At 65.8% G+C, this 19,286-nt stretch carries 22 protein-coding genes; 9 read left to right on the plus strand and 13 right to left on the minus strand.

Annotated elements, in window-relative coordinates:
• Window positions 1-44 precede the first annotated feature (44 nt).
• Window positions 45-473, plus strand: a complete 429-nt coding sequence (locus ACZZZM_RS03565) for a DUF5990 family protein (protein ID WP_463593731.1) — start codon at window positions 45-47, stop codon at window positions 471-473.
• Here ACZZZM_RS03565 and ACZZZM_RS03570 read toward each other — a convergent pair.
• Genes ACZZZM_RS03570 through recQ form a run of 5 tightly spaced genes read right to left on the minus strand, consistent with a single transcriptional unit; the run spans window position 470 to window position 5,594 of the window.
• The gene (locus ACZZZM_RS03570) at window positions 470-2,050 is read right to left on the minus strand and encodes a GMC family oxidoreductase (protein WP_463593732.1); all 1,581 of its coding nucleotides are present in this window, start codon (window positions 2,048-2,050) and stop codon (window positions 470-472) included. The two genes, ACZZZM_RS03565 and ACZZZM_RS03570, sit on opposite strands and share 4 nt — an antisense overlap.
• Window positions 1,984-2,943 carry a sterol desaturase family protein gene (locus tag ACZZZM_RS03575; RefSeq protein ID WP_463593733.1) on the minus strand — a complete coding sequence of 320 codons (960 nt, stop codon included), beginning with the start codon at window positions 2,941-2,943 and terminating at the stop codon, window positions 1,984-1,986. Before ACZZZM_RS03575 ends, ACZZZM_RS03570 begins: the two co-directional genes overlap by 67 nt.
• Before the next feature lie 40 nt (window positions 2,944-2,983).
• Window positions 2,984-3,403, minus strand: coding sequence for a hypothetical protein (locus tag ACZZZM_RS03580; RefSeq protein WP_463593734.1), 420 nt, complete (start codon window positions 3,401-3,403; stop codon window positions 2,984-2,986).
• Window positions 3,400-3,828 (minus strand): protein tyrosine phosphatase family protein, encoded by a 429-nt coding sequence (locus tag ACZZZM_RS03585; RefSeq protein WP_463593735.1) that lies wholly within the window; start codon window positions 3,826-3,828, stop codon window positions 3,400-3,402. The genes ACZZZM_RS03580 and ACZZZM_RS03585 overlap by 4 nt, the downstream gene beginning before the upstream one ends.
• Window positions 3,825-5,594 carry a DNA helicase RecQ gene (gene recQ / locus ACZZZM_RS03590; protein WP_463593736.1) on the minus strand — a complete coding sequence of 590 codons (1,770 nt, stop codon included), beginning with the start codon at window positions 5,592-5,594 and terminating at the stop codon, window positions 3,825-3,827. Before recQ ends, ACZZZM_RS03585 begins: the two co-directional genes overlap by 4 nt.
• Window positions 5,595-5,650: 56 nt before the next feature.
• Here recQ and ACZZZM_RS03595 point away from each other — a divergent pair, with 56 nt between their 5' ends.
• A complete protein-coding gene (locus ACZZZM_RS03595; RefSeq protein ID WP_463593737.1) occupies window positions 5,651-5,926 on the plus strand; it encodes a GNAT family N-acetyltransferase in 276 nt (91 codons plus the stop codon).
• A 1-nt stretch (window position 5,927) separates the two neighbouring features.
• Here the strand turns inward: ACZZZM_RS03595 and ACZZZM_RS03600 are convergent, their stop codons facing one another.
• A complete protein-coding gene (locus ACZZZM_RS03600; RefSeq protein ID WP_463593738.1) occupies window positions 5,928-6,449 on the minus strand; it encodes a hypothetical protein in 522 nt (173 codons plus the stop codon).
• A 123-nt stretch (window positions 6,450-6,572) separates the two neighbouring features.
• On the opposite strand from ACZZZM_RS03600, the gene ACZZZM_RS03605 reads away from it, so the two are divergent.
• Entirely contained in the window at window positions 6,573-8,021 is a 1,449-nt protein-coding gene (locus ACZZZM_RS03605; RefSeq protein WP_463593739.1) for a helicase HerA domain-containing protein, read from the plus strand.
• Window positions 8,022-8,081: 60 nt separating this feature from the next.
• A complete protein-coding gene (locus tag ACZZZM_RS03610) occupies window positions 8,082-8,960 on the plus strand; it encodes a hypothetical protein (protein ID WP_463593740.1) in 879 nt (292 codons plus the stop codon).
• Here the strand turns inward: ACZZZM_RS03610 and ACZZZM_RS03615 are convergent.
• Window positions 8,947-9,876 (minus strand): alpha/beta fold hydrolase, encoded by a 930-nt coding sequence (locus ACZZZM_RS03615; protein ID WP_463593741.1) that lies wholly within the window; start codon window positions 9,874-9,876, stop codon window positions 8,947-8,949. The two genes, ACZZZM_RS03610 and ACZZZM_RS03615, sit on opposite strands and share 14 nt — an antisense overlap.
• Window positions 9,877-9,890: 14 nt before the next feature.
• Window positions 9,891-11,714 (minus strand): ABCB family ABC transporter ATP-binding protein/permease, encoded by a 1,824-nt coding sequence (locus tag ACZZZM_RS03620; RefSeq protein WP_463593742.1) that lies wholly within the window; start codon window positions 11,712-11,714, stop codon window positions 9,891-9,893.
• Window positions 11,715-11,819: 105 nt separating this feature from the next.
• Here ACZZZM_RS03620 and ACZZZM_RS03625 point away from each other — a divergent pair, with 105 nt between their 5' ends.
• On the plus strand, window positions 11,820-12,053 hold the full coding sequence (locus ACZZZM_RS03625; protein WP_463593743.1) for a hypothetical protein: 234 nt from the start codon (window positions 11,820-11,822) through the stop codon (window positions 12,051-12,053).
• A gap of 58 nt (window positions 12,054-12,111) precedes the next feature.
• Window positions 12,112-12,528, plus strand: a complete 417-nt coding sequence (locus ACZZZM_RS03630; protein WP_463593744.1) for a hypothetical protein — start codon at window positions 12,112-12,114, stop codon at window positions 12,526-12,528.
• On the opposite strand, the gene ACZZZM_RS03635 is transcribed toward ACZZZM_RS03630, so the two are convergent.
• From ACZZZM_RS03635 to ACZZZM_RS03655, 5 genes are all read right to left on the minus strand, one after another.
• Entirely contained in the window at window positions 12,476-13,438 is a 963-nt protein-coding gene (locus ACZZZM_RS03635) for a phytoene/squalene synthase family protein (RefSeq protein ID WP_463593745.1), read from the minus strand. The genes ACZZZM_RS03630 and ACZZZM_RS03635 overlap by 53 nt on opposite strands.
• Entirely contained in the window at window positions 13,435-14,016 is a 582-nt protein-coding gene (locus ACZZZM_RS03640; protein WP_463593746.1) for an LOG family protein, read from the minus strand. Before ACZZZM_RS03640 ends, ACZZZM_RS03635 begins: the two co-directional genes overlap by 4 nt.
• Window positions 14,013-15,491 (minus strand): phytoene desaturase, encoded by a 1,479-nt coding sequence (locus ACZZZM_RS03645; protein ID WP_463593747.1) that lies wholly within the window; start codon window positions 15,489-15,491, stop codon window positions 14,013-14,015. The genes ACZZZM_RS03640 and ACZZZM_RS03645 overlap by 4 nt, the downstream gene beginning before the upstream one ends.
• Window positions 15,488-16,651, minus strand: coding sequence for a lycopene beta-cyclase CrtY (crtY, locus tag ACZZZM_RS03650; RefSeq protein WP_463593748.1), 1,164 nt, complete (start codon window positions 16,649-16,651; stop codon window positions 15,488-15,490). Before crtY ends, ACZZZM_RS03645 begins: the two co-directional genes overlap by 4 nt.
• 114 nt (window positions 16,652-16,765) lie before the next feature.
• On the minus strand, window positions 16,766-17,380 hold the full coding sequence (locus ACZZZM_RS03655) for a glutathione binding-like protein (RefSeq protein ID WP_463593749.1): 615 nt from the start codon (window positions 17,378-17,380) through the stop codon (window positions 16,766-16,768).
• Window positions 17,381-17,449: 69 nt separating this feature from the next.
• Between ACZZZM_RS03655 and ACZZZM_RS03660 the strand changes: the two genes are divergently transcribed.
• The 3 genes from ACZZZM_RS03660 (at window position 17,450) to ACZZZM_RS03670 (ending at window position 19,243) form a co-directional block, all read left to right on the plus strand.
• Window positions 17,450-18,058, plus strand: a complete 609-nt coding sequence (locus ACZZZM_RS03660; protein ID WP_463593750.1) for a TetR/AcrR family transcriptional regulator — start codon at window positions 17,450-17,452, stop codon at window positions 18,056-18,058.
• Window positions 18,059-18,152: 94 nt separating this feature from the next.
• Complete coding sequence (locus tag ACZZZM_RS03665; RefSeq protein WP_463593751.1) at window positions 18,153-18,668, plus strand: hypothetical protein; 516 nt, start codon at window positions 18,153-18,155, stop codon at window positions 18,666-18,668.
• The gene (locus ACZZZM_RS03670) at window positions 18,665-19,243 is read left to right on the plus strand and encodes a DUF2585 domain-containing protein (protein WP_463593752.1); all 579 of its coding nucleotides are present in this window, start codon (window positions 18,665-18,667) and stop codon (window positions 19,241-19,243) included. The genes ACZZZM_RS03665 and ACZZZM_RS03670 overlap by 4 nt, the downstream gene beginning before the upstream one ends.
• The last annotated feature ends 43 nt before the right edge of the window (window positions 19,244-19,286 follow it).

The raw sequence follows: 19,286 nt of genomic DNA on the forward strand, positions 1-19,286 counted from the left end.
CCACCGGCCCTTTTTTTGAGCGCAAGCCGGGCGTAGACGGGCACATGGCCCGCGCAGACCAGACCGAAATCCGCATGCGGATCCTGATCGAGCAGCCGGTGACCGGGGTGCTGCACAGCCTCCAATCGGGCAATGACAAGGTGCTCGATCCGAAGGTGTCGAAAGCGGGCGAGGCTTTAGCCTTTGATTTCCCGATCCGCATCGCGCCGGGCCCCAAATTCTTCGGCGATCAGGTGCGGCGCGAGGGGCCGGAGCGGCGCTTCGTTTATATCCGCATCGGCCAGAGCGCGGGCGACTGCTTCTCGCCCTGGTCGCGGCGGATGAAGATCGACGTGCACGATATCCCGCAGGACCTGCTCGATCGCGCCATGGCGGGGGGCGTGGTCGAGCTGCTGGTCAATGGCACGGCAAGGGACGGCACGCCCGCCTGCGCCACGGTGCCGGTGACTGCGCGCCGAGTCGCCGAGCTCTAGGCCAGATCCTCACGCACGAAATCGGCACAGCGCTCGCCGATCATCACCGAGGGCGCATTGGTGTTGCCGCCGATGAGCCGCGGCATGATCGAGGCGTCGGCGATATACAGGCCTTCCACCCCGCGCACGCGCAGCCGCGGATCGACCACGGCGCCGGGGTCCGATCCCATCCGTGCGGTGCCCACCGGGTGATAGACCGTGTCCGCCCGCGCTCTGATCAGCCGCTCCAGTGCGGCATCGTCGTCCAGGTCGATCGGATAGCGGTCGCGGCCCTTGAAGCGCGTCATCGGCGGGGTTTGGAGGATGCGGTACATCGCGCGCACGCCGTGCTTGAGCACTTCCATGTCGCGCTGGTCCCCCAGGAAATTGGGATCGATCAGCGGCGCCGCAGCGGGATCGAGCGACTGGAGGCGCACATTGCCCTTGCTCTCGGGCCGCAGCACGCAGGCGTGGCACGAATAGCCATGCCCCTTCACCGGGTTGCGGCCATGATCCTCGACGATCGCGATCAGGAAATGGAGCTGCACGTCGGGCCGCTCGCCCGCCAGCGGCGTCCGGATGAACCCGCCCGCCTCGGCATAAGGCGAAGTCATCCCGCCTTTGCGCGTGAAGATCCAACGCGCCATCGAGCCCAGCGATTTGAGCGTGCCGCCGAGCGAGCGCCCGAGGAAGTAGCTGCCCTTGGTCTCGAACGCGGCGACATAGTCGATATGGTCCTGCAGCCCGGCGCCGACCTCGGGCCGGTCGACGCGCACCGCCAGCCCCATTTCCTTCAGATGCTTGGCCGGGCCGATCCCCGACAGCATCAGCAATTGGGGGGTCTGGAATGCGCCGCCTGCCAGGATCACTGCGCGCTTGGCGCGGATCTCGCGCGCCTGGCCGTCGCGCTGATAGGCGACGCCCCAGACGCGGTCGCCATCGAACAATATCCGCTCGACCAAGGCATCGGTCAGGATCGTCAGATTGTCGCGGCGCTGGCCCAGATAGGCGCGCGCCGCGGTCCAGCGTTCGCCGTTCCGCTGAGTCACCTGATAGAGGCCGACTCCGTCTTGCCGTTCGCCGTTGAAATCGGAATTCTCCGGGATCTGCAATGCAGCCGCCGCTTCGATAAAGGCGTGGCTGCCGCCATGCGCGTGGTTCTGCTCGCTCACCCAGAGCGGCCCGCTATCGCCGTGATAGTCGTCGGCACCGCGGACATTATGCTCGGCGCGCTTGAAATAGGGCAGCACTTCGTCCCAGCCCCAGCCGGCACAACCGAGATCGCGCCACTCGTCATAATCGCCGGGATGCCCGCGAACATAGAGCATCGCATTGATCGCCGAGGAGCCCCCCAGGCCCCGCCCACGCGGCTGATACCCGCGGCGGCCGTTGAGCCCCGGCTGCGGCACCGTCTCGAAGCGGTAATTGGTCGCAGGCCCCTGGAACGGCATCATGCCAGGCATCGTGGTCTTGATGCTGGTGTTGCGGCCCCCGGCCTCGAGCACGCAGACGCTATACTTGCCGCCTTCGCTCAGGCGGCCTGCGGCGGCGCTCCCGCCCGATCCTCCGCCGATGACGACGATGTCGGCTTCTTCCACGCTGCCCCCTGTTGCTGTTTCGCTTCCCAGCGCGCCTTGATGATCTCTGATGTATCGCGGCTCCCGTCATGGCTCCAGCCCGGCGGCTTGACCATATACCCGATTCGGGACTGCCAGTCGGGCGCGTGCCACACGTCCTTGGCGATGCCGATCCATTCGTGGAACGCCGCCCACAGCACATTGAAGCTGCCGAGATCCTTGACGATGCCGTAGCGTGGCCGGTCATCGTCGAGCTCGGGCGTGTAGGTGCCGAACATCTTGTCCCAGACGATGAATACCCCGGCATAATTCTTGTCGAGATAGCGCGGGTTGGTGGCATGGTGGACGCGGTGATGCGAGGGCGTGTTCATCACTGCCTCGAACCAGCGCGGCATCCGCCCGATCACTTCGGTGTGAATCCAGAACTGATAGATGAGGTTCACGCCCGCGACGAAGAACACCATCGCCGGATGGAAGCCGATCAGGAACAAGGGCACGCGGAACAGGAAGTTGACCGAGACGAACCCGGTCCAGGTCTGCCGCAGCGCGGTCGACAGATTATAATGCTGCGAGCTGTGATGGATGACATGGCTCGCCCAGAACCAGCGCACCCGGTGCGCCGATCGGTGGAAGGCGTAATAAGCCAGGTCGTCGATGACGAAGGCGATCGCGAACCAATACCAGGCCCAGCCGATATCGAAGAGCCGAAACTGCCACAGCCACATCGCCAGCGCGAACACCGCGCCGCCGGTGATCAGCCCCGCCACTGTGCTGCCGAGCCCCAGCGACAGCGACGTCAGCGTATCGCGCGGGCAATAACGCTTCCGGTCCTTCGCCCGGGCGACCACCATTTCGGCGAGCACGAGCAGCACGAAGGCGGGGATCGCGTAATCGACTGGGTTGGGCAGCGCCATCGGCTCCATTTACACTGATGTCAGCAACTCGCCAAGCCGACTAGTGCAGCGTTACGACTTCGCCTCGGCCGGCCGACCGCGCAGCGGTTTCCACTTCGCGCACTTCATTATCGGTAACGCCCAGCAGGGTAACCGAACCGAACAAGCGCTCGCCGGTGTCGATCGCCACGCCTTCGACCGCGGCGGAAAGGCGAAGCGGCGGGATCAGCCTGCGTGCTACAATCTGAGCGCCGTGCCGCTTGAGCACCGCGACCGTTCCAACGCCCGCTACCAACGCCGTCGATCCATCCACGCTCACCAGCGCCGGGCCCGATTCAAATCCGGACAGCGTGCTCTCAGCAAAGCGCGCCGCGGTCTCGGCATCGACAATCCGGCTCTCGCCCAGCTTGAGCAGCCGCGCGACTCCTGCCAGCGCAAGGATCGCGACCAGCGATCCCCCGAACAGCCAGGCCTCGTTCAAGCCTTGCCCGCCAGCTGGTCCAACACCGGACGAATGCCCGAGAGGTCGTATCCCGCCGCCGCCGCCTTGGCGGTCAGTTCCTCGGGATCGCCCCCCCGGCTGGCTTCGGCCAAAGCCCATAAATTGCACGAGCGCGTGCCCGAGCGGCAATAAGCGAGCATCGGCTTGTCGGTCGATCCGAGCGCGGCGACCATTTCATCCACCTGGCGCTGGGTCATCCCGCCCATCACCGTCGGGATCGCCACATAGCCCATGCCCGCCGCCTCGGCCGCGGCGCGCATCTCGGCGCTGCTCGGCTGCCCACCTTCCTCATCGTCGGGCCGATTGTTGATGACGAAGCCGAAGCCTGCCGCGGCGAGCGCGGGCATGTCCTCGGGCGAAAGCTGGGGAGCGACCGAAATGCTGTCGTCGATAAACCGGATCATGCCGCCTCGCGGATCACTTGCAGGAAGGCGTCACCATAAGCCTCCAACTTGCGGCTGCCTATGCCCGAGATGCGGCCGAGCGCGGCGATGCTTTCCGGCCGCGCGCTCGCCATGTCGCGCAGCACCGAATCGTGGAAGATCACATAAGGCGGCACCTGCGCCTCCATCGCCAGCTCGCGGCGGCGAGCGCGCAGCGCCTCGAACAAAGGATCGCCGATCGGATTGAGCTCGCCGCCGGGCTTGCCACGCCGCGCGCGCCGGGCGCGCTTGGGCGGCAGGACGAGCGAGAGCTTCTCCTCGCCTTTCATGATCACCTTGGCCGCGGGACCGAATTCGAGCCCGCCATGCGCATTGGCGCGCAAGGCATCGCGCAGCAGCAGCGCGCGCGCGACCGGCTTGATCAGTGCGATTTCCTCACCCTCGACAATCCCGAACACCGAGAGCTTCTCATGCCCGTTCATCAGGCTGCGCTCGCTCGACTGGCCCAGCAATATGCTCTCGATATAGCCCACGCCGAACATCATCCCCGTACGGAACACCGCCGAGAGGAATTTCTGCGCGACCACGCTCGCGTCCACCGCCGCGGGCGGATTCAGGCAATTGTCGCAATTGCCGCAATTCTCGGGTGCATCGCTCTCGCCGAAATGCCGGAGCAGGATGCGCCGCCGGCATCCCGCGGTCTCGACCAAGGCACCCAGCGCAGTCAGCCGCGTCCGCTCGCCGGGCTGGCGTGCGGGCTCGACTTCGCCGATCCGCTGGCGGGCCTTGGCGAAATCCTCGGCGCCCCAGAAAAGCTGCGCCACCGCCGGATCGCCATCGCGCCCGGCGCGGCCTGTTTCCTGATAATAGGCCTCGATCGATTTGGGCATGCCGGCATGCGCGACGAAGCGCACATCGGGCTTGTCGATTCCCATGCCGAAGGCAATCGTCGCGACGATCACCATGTCTTCGGAAGCGACGAACGCCGCCTGGTTGCGCCGCCGCACTTCGGGCTCGAGCCCGGCATGATAGGGCAGGGTGCGCCGTCCGGTTGCGGCCAGCTTTGCCGCGAGCTTGTCCACCCCGGCACGGCTCTGGACATAGACGATCCCCGGCCCCGGCTGCTCGGCGATCAGATCCTCGATCTGGCGCGTGGTGTTGTCGCGCGGGCTGATCAGATAGCGGATATTGGGGCGATCGAACCCCGCGACGATCATCCCCTCATGCGGAATGCCGAGCTGCTCGCAGATATCGGCGCGGGTATGCGCATCGGCAGTCGCAGTGAGCGCCAGCCGCGGCACCTCCGGGAAACGGTCGAGCAGCGGCCGCAGCAGGCGATAGTCGGGGCGAAAATCATGCCCCCATTCGGAAACGCAATGCGCCTCGTCGATCGCGAACAGGCTGAGCTTGGCTTGGCCGAGCAAGTTGCGGAAGCCCTCGCCCGAAGCCCGCTCGGGCGCCACGTAGAGCAGGTCCAGTTCGCCCGCACGGAACCGCGAGATCGTCTCCTCGCGATTGTCGTCGGCGCTGGTCAAAGTCGCCGCGCGAATGCCTACGGCTTCGGCGGCGCGAAGCTGGTCGTGCATCAGCGCGATCAGCGGGGAGACGACGAGGCACGTCCCCTCGAGCATCGCCGCGGGCAGCTGATAGGTCAGCGACTTGCCCGCGCCGGTGGGCATCACCGCAAGCGTGCGCTGGCCGCCGAGCACGCGGCCCACCACTTGGTCCTGCACCCCGCGAAACTCGGGGAAGCCGAAGACCTTATGCAATGTATCGAGCGCGTTCACTCGGCTCGCCTAAGCTGCCCTCGCTTGCCCCGCAACCGCGTGTTAGCCTCGCCGCCATGCACGACATCACCGACAATACCGAACGCCACCGCTTCGAACTCGCGCTGGACGGCCACACTGCCTTCGCCGCGTACGAAGTCGAAGGCGATGTGATCACCTTCACCCACACCGTCGTCCCGCCCCAGGTGCAGGGGCAAGGCGTCGCCACCCGCCTGATCGGGGCAGCGCTCGCCGAGGTGCGCAAGCGCGGCCTCAAGCTGGTCGCGCAGTGCGAGTTCGTCCGCGCTTATCTCGACAAGCATCCCGAGGACCGCGACCTCATCGCCGGCTGACTTATTCGCAGCGGACTCCGTCCGCGGGCGTCCACGGCTCCAGCCGCATCTTGCTGACCACGACGCGCTCTACCGGATAGGGCCAGTGCTCCACGCCGGTCTTCTTGGGCAGGACCACGCAGACATCGGTCGGCTGAACCTTGCCATTCACGCGGATCGTCGCGCGCCAGACAAAGGCGCGGTCATAGCCGTTGGCGATCACCAGCAGAGATCCGGGCTTTTCGCCGGCGACAGGCGTGAGCCGCAGCCGCACCAGGCCCGGCGCCACGCTCGGCACGGGTCCGGTCATCGGCTTGGCGGCTGCGCCCATTGCCTCTTGATGATCGCCCCGCGCGAATTGCGCGCCGGTCTCGGTCTCGAAGGCATCCGGCGCGATGTTTGCCGGTTTCGAGGCACCCGGCGTGCCATCAAGCACCAGCGTCACTTCGGTTCCCATCGCCACCACCGCTTTGACCTGTGCCTGCGCGGCTGCCGGCAACAGCATTGCCGCAGTCAGTGCGAGTGCAGTCCCTATCCGCATCATTTCTCTCCCCCCGGTGAAAACCCGGCCACTATCCGCCGCCCGCGCCAGCCCCGCAAGTCCATCCACAGGCTTTCGGCGAACCGAGCTTGCCTCTGCCTCCCCGCATCCGCCAAACGGCGGGCGATGACGGTACGTGTAGACATGGGGGCGGACGAGCGCGGCGATCCGGCCACGCTCGATCTGGAGGAGCTGCTCGCCACGCGTCTGCTGGTCCAGGGCAATTCGGGCTCGGGCAAATCGCATCTGCTGCGCCGCCTGCTCGAGCGCTCGGCAGGGCATGTCCAGCAAGTAGTGATCGATCCGGAAGGCGATTTCGTCACGCTGGGCGAACGCTATGGCCATATCGCCATCGAGGCTGCCGAGCACAGCGAACGCGACGTCGCCCGCTTCGCCACGCGCATCCGCGAGCACCGCGCCTCGGTGGTGCTCAGCCTCGAAGGGCTGGAGGCGGAAGGCCAGATGAAATGCGCCGCCGCCTTCCTCTCCGGGCTGTTCGATGCGCCGCGCGAGCATTGGTATCCGGCATTGGTGGTGGTCGACGAAGCCCAGCTCTTCGCGCCCTCGGGCGGCGGCGAAGTCGCCGAGGAAGTCCGCCGCGCGTCGCTGACCGCGATGACCAACCTCATGTGCCGCGGCCGCAAGCGCGGCCTTGCCGGAGTCATCGCCACCCAGCGCCTCGCCAAGCTCGCCAAGAATGTTGCGGCGGAGGCCTCCAATTTCCTGATGGGCCGTACCTTCCTCGATATCGACATGCAGCGCGCCGCCGATCTGCTCGGCATGGAGCGCCGTCAGGCCGAGCAGATCCGCGATTTGCAGCGCGGGCATTTCCTGGCGCTCGGCCCGGCAATCTCGCGCCGCCCGATCTCGATCCGGATCGGCGAGGTCGAAACCTCGGCGCGCAGCGGCAGCCCCAAATTGACGCCGCTGCCCGAGGCTCCGGCGGCAGACATGCGAGACTTGCTGCTCGCCCCCGCCGAACCGAGCTGGACTCCCCCCGCACCGCCCGAACGCGCGCCGGTCGCGTCCGGAAGCCTGCTCGAAGCACTCGCGCGCTCGGTCCCGTCGCCCGAGCCCGAGACGCAGGTCGCGCCCGAAGATGCCGCCGAACGCATCGCCGAAGTCCTCCGCGCGATCGTCGAGGATCCGGATTCGGCGCTGCGCTCGCCTTCGGTGCTCTATCAGGATTTCCTCGTCCGCTGCCGTATGGTCGGCCTTGCCCGGCCGCCGCTCGATCTCTCGGGGTTCGTCCGGCGGCTCTCGGCCGCGCGCGCGGGCATTCATGGCGACCCTGATCAGGATTGGAGTCAGGCGCTTGACGCCGCCAAGGCGCTACCCGACGACATGCTCGGCCCCTTCCTGCTCGTTGCCCGCGCCGCCCGCGAAGGGCTGCCCTGCCCGAGCGATACCGAGCTCGCCGCAACCTATGGCACCAGCTCGCTCGGCCGCGTCCGCCGTCTGGTCCAATATATCGAGAGCCGCGAGCTGTTCGTCACCCGCGTCGATCTGGCGGGCAAACGCTCGATCACCATCCCGGGGCTCGGCTGGACCACCCAGGCGGCCGAGATCGGCTAGCGACGGAGGCGATCAGCCGCGGTTAAGCCTGGCGAGTCCGTATTGCACCGTGGAGGTGCCATGATGATCAAGCTGCTGATGTTGGTCGCGCCGATAATTGTGAGCGCCGATACTGCACCCCTGATTATCGGACCTGGCCAAATGGTGATGGCGCAGGTGCATAATTTGCTCGCGCGGCTTCGCGTCGATCCCGGCGCGCCGAGTTTGCCGGTCTTTACTCCGGATTTTGCCCGGCGCGCCGCGTTCGAGGCGGGATGGATCGATGTCGAGGCGCGGATTGGCCCGGTCAAAGTCCCCGGCGAGACTGCCGTGGTCCGCTTCGACATGGGAACCGGCGAGTTCAAGCGCCGCGTCGCTTGGTTCACCGCGCCCTTTATCGAGGGATCGGATGGCACGATCGGCCCAGGCGGCCTCCCTGCGCCGGTGGTGCGCTTCGATCTGCGCCCCCCGAAACGGGGCGAGCGCAGCATCGCATTGCCCCTCGCCAGCTTCGGAGCCGAAGGCATGGGCGTGCGCATGCCGCTGGGCGGGCGGCATATCGAAGTGCTTTTCGCGCCGCACCGCGAACGCACGATCGCCACGGCAAGTGCAGGCGCCACGATCGCCGCCGCACAAAACGGCGCATTCGACGGCACACCTTCGACCATGGTCATCCATTTCGGCATCCGCCGCCCGGTCCGCCATTTGTCGCTGCTCACGCCGCTGACGATCGGGCCACTGGCGCTGTCGGGATTGACCGTCCGCACTGCGGATTTCGGAACCACAAATAGCATCCCCGACACCGCTGCCTTCGCAGCCGCCGATCCCGACGAAGTGATCGTAATGGGCAAGAAAAAAGCGAAGGAGCTGACGCTCGAAATCGGCCACGACTATCTCGACCGCTGCTCGTCGATCGTTTTCGACAAGCCGGCGCGGACGATTACGCTCAGCTGCCGTTGATCACGCGCCGCAGCCAGGCCTCGGTCAGCTCGGGTTGCGTCACCGGCAGCATGTGCCCGCCCTCGACGATCTCGACCTGTCCGCCGCGAATCGCCGAGGCCGTATCGGTGCCGTGCAGCTCGGGATCGAGCAGGGCATCGCCATGCGCATAGAGGATCGAAACCGGCACCTCGATCTCGCCGTACCGCGGCGCCTGCACTTGCATCGCGCCCTGCGCCATGCCCATCTCAAAGGTGCCTGACATGAACCCTTGCGGCCGGATCGCCAGTGCCCCGCCGCCGCGGATGGCAAAATCCTCAGGCACCGGATCGGGGTGGAACACTGCCGCGGTGCTCAATTTGCCGCGGCGCATCGCGATCGGGATGGCCAGCGTCCACGCCAGAGCTCGGCGCAGCGGCCTGGGCACGGCATAGCCCTTGAGCGGCTCGGGCGGGCGCTCGATCGGCTGCGTATAGGGGGCGATCAAGGCCAGCCCGCGGACCTTGCCGGGATGGGCCAATGCCAATGCGAGCGACACTGCGCCGCCCATCGAATGCCCCACCACTAGCGCCTTTTCGAGCCCCAACCGATCGATCAATGCGGCGATGGCATCGGCCTGCTCAGCAATGTCGAGCCGCCTGCCGGTCAGCCGCGAATAGCCCCAGCCCGGCCGGTCGATCACCACCACCCGGTGGTCGCGCGCCATCGCCGGAGCGAGGAAATACGTGAAGATCCGCCAATTGCTGAGGATGCCGTGGATCATCACGATCGTTGGCGCGTCGCGCGGGCCAAGATCCATGTAATGAAAGTCCACGCCGGCAATCTCGGTGCGCTGCCCCTCGGCCGGAATCGCACCCTCGATCTTGCGGGTTACATAAGCCGCCCAGCCAATCAGGGCGGCGATCAGAACCATCAGTCCCACCAGGCCCCAGATCATCGCGCGTCCCTCCCTTATTCGGCGGCGATCTCGCCTTGGGCACGTTCCTGCGCCTGCCGTGCCCACATTTCCGCATAAAGCCCGCGCTTGCGCAACAGCTGTGCGTGGGTGCCCTGCTCGGCGACGCGCCCGGCTTCGAGCACGATGATGCGATCGGCATGGACCACGGTCGAGAGCCGGTGCGCGATGACGATCGTCGTGCGGCCCTGCTCGATTGCCTCCAGCGTCGCCTGGATGTCCGCCTCTGTGCGGCTGTCCAACGCGCTGGTCGCCTCGTCGAGGATCAGGATCGGCGGGTTCTTGACCAGGGTCCGTGCAATCGCGACGCGCTGCTTCTCGCCCCCCGAAAGCTTGAGCCCGCGTTCGCCCACCCGCGTGTCGAAGCCGTCGGGCAGCGACTGGATGAACCCCGCGATCGCTGCGCCCCGCGCCGCATCGGCGACTTCCTCGGGGCTGGCCCCCTCGCGGCCGTAAGCGATATTGTACCCCACCGTATCGTTGAACAGCACCGTATCCTGCGGGACGATTCCGATCGCCGCGCGGAGACTCGACTGGGTGACCTGGCTGATATCCTGTCCGTCGATTGTCACGCGCCCGCCCGTGAGATCGTAGAAACGATACAATATGCGCGCGAGCGTCGATTTGCCCGCGCCCGAAGGCCCGACAACTGCAACGGTGGCGCCCGCCGGGATATCTAGGTCGATGCCCTTCAATATCTCGCGCTCGGGATCATAGGCGAAGCGCACATCCTCGAAGCGGACATGCCCCGGGCCCACTGCAAGCGGCAGCGCTCCGGGCGCATCCTTCACTTCGGCATCGGTGTCGATCAAGTCGAACATGGACCCCATGTCGATCACGCCCTGGCGGATCGTGCGATAGACCATGCCCAGCAAGTCGAGCGGGCGAAACAGCTGCGCGAGCAGGGTCGAGACCAAAACCACGTCGCCCGGCGTGAATTGTCCGCTCGACCAGCCATAGACGACCAGCACCATGCCTGCAGCCAGCATCAGATTGGTGATCAGACTCTGCCCGATATTGAGCCAAGCTAGCGAATTCTCGCTCACCGTCGCCGCCTTGGCATAAGCGGTGACTGCATCTTCGTAGCGCCTGGCTTCGCGCTCCTCGGCGTTGAAATATTTGACCGTCTCGAAATTGAGCAGCGAATCCACTGCATGCGCCACCGCGCCGGTGTCGAGATCGTTCATCTGCTGGCGCAGCTTGGCGCGCCAATCGGTCACCCAGCGGGTGAAGGCGATATAGACCACGACCATCACCAGCGTGCCCGCGACCAGCCAGCCCGAAAAGCGCGTATAGAAGATGCCGAGCACCAGGCAGAGTTCGAGGATCGTCGGCGCGATGTTGAACAGCAGGAAATAGAGCATCGTATCGATGCTCTTGGTCCCGCGCTCGACCACCTTGGTGACCGCGCCCGTCCGCCGCTCGAGATGGAAGCGCAGCGAGAGATTGTGGAGGTGGCGGAATACGTCCGCCGCCAGCCGCCGGGTCGCTTCCTGCCCGACCCGCTCGAACACTGCGTTGCGCAGATTGTCGAAAATCGTCGATCCCAGCCGCGCCGCGGCATAGCCGATCACCAGCAAGGTCACGAACACCGTCGCGTTGGGAATGCCCGCAGGCTTGGCCATTGCATCGATGGCGCCCTGCAGCGCAAACGGCGCGCCATAGACCTGCACCAGCTTCGAACAGACCACGAGCAGCATCGCGATGACGATGCGCACGCGCAGCCCCGGCGCATCCTTGGGCCAGAGATAGGGGAGGAACCGCTTTATCGTGCCGAGCAGCGGACGCTCGGGCGCGGAAGTCGAAGTTTCGGGAGGCATCGCGCCTGATTTGGGGCGTCCGGCGCATCGATGCAACGTCCAGTGTCTTCACGCCGGGAACGGCACTGGCCCCCGCGAGTTGTTAACTTTTGAAGGGACGATGCGATGGAACAGGTGATTTACTTGCTGGCGATCATGGGCTGCGGCGACGATAATCTCGCCTGCCAGCAAGCCCGCGTCGAGCCGGTTCGCTACGAATCCTTCGCGGCTTGTCAGCAAGCCATGCCCGCTGCGCTCGGTCGCAACACCGATATCGACTATCCGGTGATTGCCGCCGCCTGCCAGCGCCAGAATGTGCGCGTCGTCGATGCCAATCCGCGGACGAACACCGGCAGCTGAACCCGTTTCGCAGCGCGCGCGAATGCGCTAGCGTGCCCTCGATCGACAGGGGGCATGCATGCAGAAGGTTTTGAGCGTCGTCGCGGGGGTAGTTATCCTCTTTGTGATCCTGATCGCGGTTCAGATGTTCGCGCCGCTGCTCCATCCGATCCCTGCTGGCACGCGCCCCGGAGATCCCGCCGCGCTTGCCCTGTGGATGTCGACTGCGCCGGTTTCCGCCCAGGCACTGATCGTGCTCGCCTGGCTGCTGAGTGCGCTCGGCGGTGCCTGGGTTGCCCTCCGCATCTCGCGCTGGGCGCCGGCCGCATGGGCCATCGGCGCGATCGGCGCAGCAATGGCAGCTGCGAACGTCCTGCGCTTCGAACATCCTCTGTGGATGCAGATCGCCGCCGTGCTCGCGCCGTTGCTCGGCGGCTGGCTTGCTACTCGCCTTGGCTCGGCGCGTGGCCGCCCGGACGAGTCCATAGATGGCTAGGCCGCTCCTCTAACAGGAACAGCCGCTTGCGCGCTGCTGCCTGCCACGCCGCCTTGCCGATCCAGCCGAGCTTGTCGAACGCGCCCGTCGTCACCCGGTGATCCCAGGCATGGTCGCCCGCCGCGACCACCTTGCGGGCAATGTCGCCATAGATCCCTGCCGCTGCCAGCACGGCCCAGGCCGAGCGGAAGCTTAGCTGGCGCGTGCCGATCCGCGCGCTCTCGGCATGCTCTTCGGCGCGCTCGCCCATCCGCCGCATCAGCATGCTCAGCCGCGGCCGGAAAGGCGGCTTCATGTGCTGGCCAGGCGGCACATCGATTTCGGTCAGCCAGTCGTCGGGTAAATAGCTGCGCCCGGCGCGGTCGTCCTCTTCCACATCGCGCGCGATATTGGCGAGCTGGAACGCGATGCCCAGATCCGCGGCGCGGTCGAGCGTGTCCTCGTCCTCGGGCGATACGCCCATGATGATCGCCATCATGCAGCCGACCGCACCCGCCACATGGTAGCAATAGCGGTAAAGGTCATTCTCGTGCCGGGGCCCCCAGCCATCGGCGTCCAGAGCGAAGCCTTGGATCACGTCCCACACGAAGCGGTGCGGCATGTCGGTCTCGGCAACCACGATCCGCAGCGCATCGAATGCCGGATCGCCTACCCATTCGCCCCGCAGCGCCTGCTCGGTCTTGGCGCGCATCTCCGCCAGTCCCGCCTGCGGATCGGCAACCACGGTCATGCCATGGCCATGGTCCTGCCCGTCGGCCAGATCGTCGCACGCGCGGCACCAGGCATAAAGCAGCCATGCCCGCTGGCGGGTCTTCCGAGCAAACAACCGGCTCGCCGCCGCGAAGCTCTTGCTCCCCCGCGTGATCGACTCCCCCGCCGTCGCTACGATCGCCGCCCGCGACGGCTTCACAAATCGTCGCGCTTCATGTGGATGATCGGCACGGTCGGCGCGGCATTGGCCATCTTGTCGAGCAGCCCGTCCAGCTCGGTATCGACCAGCAGCAGCCCCTGATGCTGCGGCCGCAGGAAACCGACCTTGCCCATATGCTCCCAGAATTCGACGAGCTTGTCGTAATAGCCGGCGACGTTGAGCAGCCCGATCGGATCGCTGTGATAGCCAAGCTGCGCCCAGCTCAGGGCTTCAAACAATTCGTCCATCGTCCCGGTGCCGCCGGGCAGATTGACGAAACCATCGCCCAGCTCGACGAAGCGCGCCTTGCGCTCGTGCATCGTCTCGACGACGTGCAATTCGGTGAGCCCGCGATGCGCGACTTCGGCGTTGACCAAGGCGGTCGGGATCACTCCAATGACTTCGCCGCCTGCCTCTAGGCAGGAATCCGCGACCGCGCCCATCAGCCCGAGCTTGCCGCCGCCATATACCAGCCCGATCCCGCGTTCGGCCAGGCTGCGGCCCACGCTGCGCGCGCATTCGATATAGACCGGGTCGGCCGGGGTCGCCGATCCGCAATAGACTGCGATACGCTTCACTTATTCTCTCCAAGCATCAAAGCCGCGGTCGCCTTGGCACTGCCGACCACGCCGGGGATACCCGCGCCCGGATGCGTCCCCGCGCCGACGAAGTACAGGTTCGAAATCGCATCGTCACGATTGTGGGTGCGGAACCATGCGCTCTGCGTCAGCAGCGGCTCGAGGCTAAATGCCGATCCCAGATGGGCATTGAGATCGTCGCGGAAATCGGGTGGCGCATAGCTGAATTTGGTGACGATCCGGTCCTTGAGATCGGGGATCAGCCGCCGCTGGATTTCGGCGAGGATACGCTCCTCGAGTATCGGCCCCAATTCGCTCCAGTCCGCGGGAAACTTGCCGAGATGCGGCACCGGCGCCAGCGCATAGAAGGTTGAATGTCCCTCGGGCGCCATGCCCGCATCCGATGCGCTGGGATGATGGAGGTACAGCGAGAAATCTTCGCTCAGCACGCCATGATCGTAAATGTCCGCCAGCAGCCCCTGATAGCGCGGCCCGAACAGGATGTTGTGGTGCGGAATCTCGGGAAAGGTCCCGCGCAGCCCGAAATGCACGACGAACAGCGAAGGGGAGAAGCGCTTGCGCTCCAGGCTGCGAGCCGCGCGCTGCCCGCTGCGCGAAGTCTTGAGCAAATCCCGATAGCTGTGCACGACATCGGCATTGCTCGCCACGGCATCGACGCTCAGCTCGAATCCGCTTTGGGTGCGCACCCCGGTTACTCGGTCGCCCAGCGTGTCGATGCCCGTCACCGCGTCGCCGAGCCGGACCACGCCGCCCAGCCGTTCGAAATGCCTGACCATCCCGGCCACCAGCCGGTTGGTCCCGCCCTCGGCCCACCACACGCCGCCGTCGCGCTCGAGCTTGTGGATCAGCGCATAGATCGCGCTGGTCTTCATCGGATTGCCGCCGACCAACAATGTATGGAACGACAGCGCCTGGCGCAGTTTCTCATTCTTCACGAAGCTGGAGACCATCGAATAGACCGAGCGCCACGCTTGGTATTTCGCCAGCGACGGCGCCGCCATCAGCATCGATTTGAAATCGAGGAACGCCACCGTCCCCAATTTCACATAGCCTTCCTCATACACGCCCGCCGAATATTCGAGGAACTTGGCATATCCCGCCACATCCTCGGGATTGAGCTGCGCGATCGCCGCGCCCAATTGAGCATCGTCGTTGGAATAATCGAACGCCACCCCGTCGGGCCAGGACAGCCGGTAGAACGGCGTGACCGAGCGCAGCGTCACGTCCTCCGAAATATCATGTCCCGAGATCCGCCACAGTTCGGCCAGCGTCTCGGGCGCAGTGATTACGGTGGGGCCGGCATCGAAGGTAAAGCCGTCGCGTTCCCAATAATAAGCCCGCCCGCCGGGCTTGTCGCGCGCTTCGATCAGCGTGGTATCCACCCCCGCCGATTGCAGCCGGATCGCGAGCGCCAGCCCACCCAATCCAGCGCCGATTACTGCCGCACGTTTCACTTGCCCGTTCTCCTGAGCGCCGCCACTGCGCGCCCGATCGGCACCGGCGGCTTGCCCGCCAATGTCCGCACACGATCGAAAGTCGTCGAATTGCCCGCGTAGAAGCGCGCGATCAGCTGAGGGCTGAGCCGATAGAAACGCTCGAGCACGCGATAGCGCTCCGCCGGCTCGGCCGCCTTGAACAGCATCCGCGCCAGCATCCGGTAAAAGCGCCGCCTGCGCCACGTCACCCGCGCGAAATCGTGGAGCAGATCGTGCAACGCCGGCCCGGAAAGGTCGCTCGCACTCGCCACCAGATTTGCCGTGCGCACTGCATCGGGAAGCGAATAGCTGGTCAGCGGATGAAACAGCCCGGCGCGTACCCCGGCCTTGGCCACCTTGTTGCCCCCGGATTGCCAATAGGCCTCGAAATCGCCGCCCATCGCCACCGGCAGCGAACCCGCTTCCTCGCGCACGATCCTTTCGGCATGCCATCCCTTGGCCGTGGCATAGGCATCGAGCCGGCTGCGCACTGCTTCGAGGTCGATCTCGGACGTGTCGCTATAATAGGTGTCCTCGACGAACACCCGCGTCGCCGCAAAGGGCAGCGCATAGACGAAGCGATAGCCGTCCTCCTGCGTCACGGTCGCGTCCATGATCATCGGCCGTTCGGGGGCATGGGCATCGCCGAGCGCCAGCTCGCGTCCGTAGAATTTCTGCCAGCCGCATTCGAGCGCCGATAAATCCCCGGCGCCCCGGCAATCGATCACGCCGCCGGCCTCGATCTGATCGCCGTCCGTAAACACCACGGCCTTGCTGGTCGCCACCGCCACCTTGCGCCGCGTCATCACTGCGCCTTCGGGCATCGCCCCGCGCACCACCGCGTCGAGCCGCCGCGATTCGACCGAATAATAGGGCGCCTTGATCGTCCGCGCGTGTGCCGGAAAAGCCACGTCGTACGCAGGCCAGCCATGGCAGATCAAAGGCGCGGTCAGCCAGCGATTGGCCGGCGCCACGTCGCTCGCGAAGAACGACCAGAGATGGTTGCCGCCAATGTCGCGCCCACCCTCGATCAGCCGCACATCCAGATGCGGCCGCTTCTTCCGGAGCGCCAGGGCAAGCAGTCCCCCGGACAGTCCGCCACCGACAATGGCGACGTCGCAATGGATCGTTGCGGGCATCTTGGCGGCCTAGCCCAAGCCTTTGGTGGCGTACAAACAAAAACCCCTCCCGGCCGCAGCCGGAAGGGGCAGGGGTGGCGGGAGCGGCCGTGCGGCCACGCCCGAGAGCTTGGTTCAGGCGGCCCGAAGCAGCGGCAATTCTTCGGCCATCGCCCGCGCCACCGAAGGCCGCGCGCGCAGCCGCGTGCGATAGGCGAGCAGCACCGGCCAATCCTCGATCTTCACTTGCGAGAATTCGCACCAGTTGAGCACCGCGAGCAGATAGGCGTCGGCCACGCTGAACTGGTCCTCGAGATATTCGCGGCCCTCCAGGTGTCGCGTCAGGACCGCGAACGGCTTGGCCGCGCGCGCTCGCGCCGCATCGCGATCGCCTTCGCCCGCGGTCTTGCCAAGCAGCGGCGCGAACACGGATTTGTGGAGCTCGGTCGCAGTGAAATTGAGCCAGGCCAGCATTCGGTAATGCGCGTCCGAAAAGCCGGTGAAGCTCAGCATCCCCTCGGGCGCCAGCTCGGCGATATAGGTCAGCACTGCGGGTCCCTCAGAGAGCATGAAGCCTGTGCTGGTCTCGATCGCTGGCACATATCCCATCGGGCTGATGCCCTTGAAATCACGCCCGTCGGGCAGCCGGCAATCGGCTGGTACTTCAACGAATTCGGCGTCGAGCCCGGCTTCCTCCAACGCGATCCGCGCCGCCAGCGAGCAGGCAAAGGGCTTGAAATAAAGCTTCATTACGGCCTCCCAGGAACGACTTGTATTTTTATACAATCTCGCACAATAATAAGTGCGTCAAGGGATTTTATGCGAACCGGTACAGAAACAGCTCCGCGGCCCCGCGGCCGTCCGCGCAAGTTCGATGAGGACCGGGTGCTCTCTCAGGCGCTCCAGCGCTTCCGCACGCATGGCTTTGCCAGCACGTCGCTCGACGATCTCGCCGAGGCGACCGGCGTAAACCGCCCGAGCCTCTATGCCGCGTTCGGCGACAAGAAGGCGCTCTACCTCGCCGCGCTGGCGCGCACCCGGCAATGGCTGGAGGCCAGTTTCGACACGCTGATTGCCGCCGATTATCCGCTCGAGAAGATGCTCAAGGCGCTCTTCCTCAGTGCGATCGAGGGCTATCTCACCGGCGAGACCGGCCCCTCGGGATGCATCGCGATCAACACCGCCGCCACCGAAGCCGTGACCGATCCCGATATCCGCGCCGCGCTCGCCAGCATCCTCGCGCTGGAAGATTCGAAGATCGAAGCGGCGCTCCGTCAGGCGGGCAGCCCATCGCCCGCAGCGCATGCCCGGCTGGCCGCCTCTTTGCTCCATTCGCTGAGCGTGCGGGCGAGGGCGGGGGAACCCCGCGAGGCGCTGATCGCAATTGCTACGGACTTCACGGCAGTGATTGCCAGCGCCGCGCGCTAGTCGTTGTCGAACTCCAGGCGCCCCGCTAGCCTCCCGCTACCCCATCGGAGTGAAGCCCGTTCGCGTCCTTTTATATATTCTTCTGGCGCTCGGCATGCCCGCCGCGGCGCACGCCCAGGCCGGTGCGCAATATCCTGCAACGGCGTCGACGCGGTTTATCGATGCCGAGCGGCTGGCGGCCGAGCCCCCTAAGGGCATCGCCGAATTCGCCGCTGCGCTGCGCGCGCTTGCCGCCGAATTTGCCCCGTTGGAGGCGGCGCTGCTTGCCGATGCCGGCAAGCTCGACGAGATCGGGCGCCGCCGCGATGCGCTGAAGGGTAGCGACAAATCAAAGGAACTGGCCAGGCTCGCCGATGAATATGAAGCGGCCCGTCGCGACCTGGTTGCGCGGCGCCAAAATGGCGAGCTTCTCTATGCCAAGCGCAGCAAGGAAACGGTCCAGCCGATCACCGCGCGCATCGGGGAAGCGTCGCGGCGCTTCGCGCAGTTGCGTGGTTTCATCGATCTGCGCTTCGCCCAGCCCGAAGATCTCGCGCCCTTCGCACAGGCCGGCGCCCGCGAAGTCACCGCCGATTTCGTCTCCTGGTACGCGCGGAACGCCGCGCAATGAGCCCGCTCCGCATTCCCCGCCCGGCCGCGCTCGCGGCACTGGGCCTCGGCCTGATCTTCGCGCTGATCCTGCTGGCGATGCACCGCCCGCCCATCTGCCCCTGCGGCAGCATCAAGCTCTGGCACGGCATCGTCCAGTCGAGCGAGAACAGCCAGCATGTCGCCGATTGGTACAGCTTCAGCCACGTCATCCACGGCTTCCTGTTCTATGCCGCCGCGCATTTCTGGCTGCGCGAGCCCGCCCGCAAATGGGCGCTGCCGATCGCGGTCCTGATCGAAGGGCTGTGGGAAGCCTTGGAAAACTCGCCGATCATCATCAACCGCTACCGCGAAGCAACGATGGCGCTCGGCTATTCGGGCGACAGTATCCTGAATTCTCTATCGGACATCGCTTGGATGTCCTTCGGTTTCTGGCTCGCCACTCGCCTCTCGGCGCGGACGATCATCGCCCTGGCGCTGCTTTTCGAGGTCGCCACGCTGATCCTGATCCGCGACAATCTCACGCTCAATGTGCTGATGCTGGTGTCGCCGATCGACGCGATCCGCACCTGGCAGGGCCAAGGCGGGTTCTTCTGATCATTTTTTCGGCAGAATGGTTCGCGACAATCGAGGTTGGAAA

This window comes from Sphingomonas sp. AC522 (assembly GCF_979258125.1).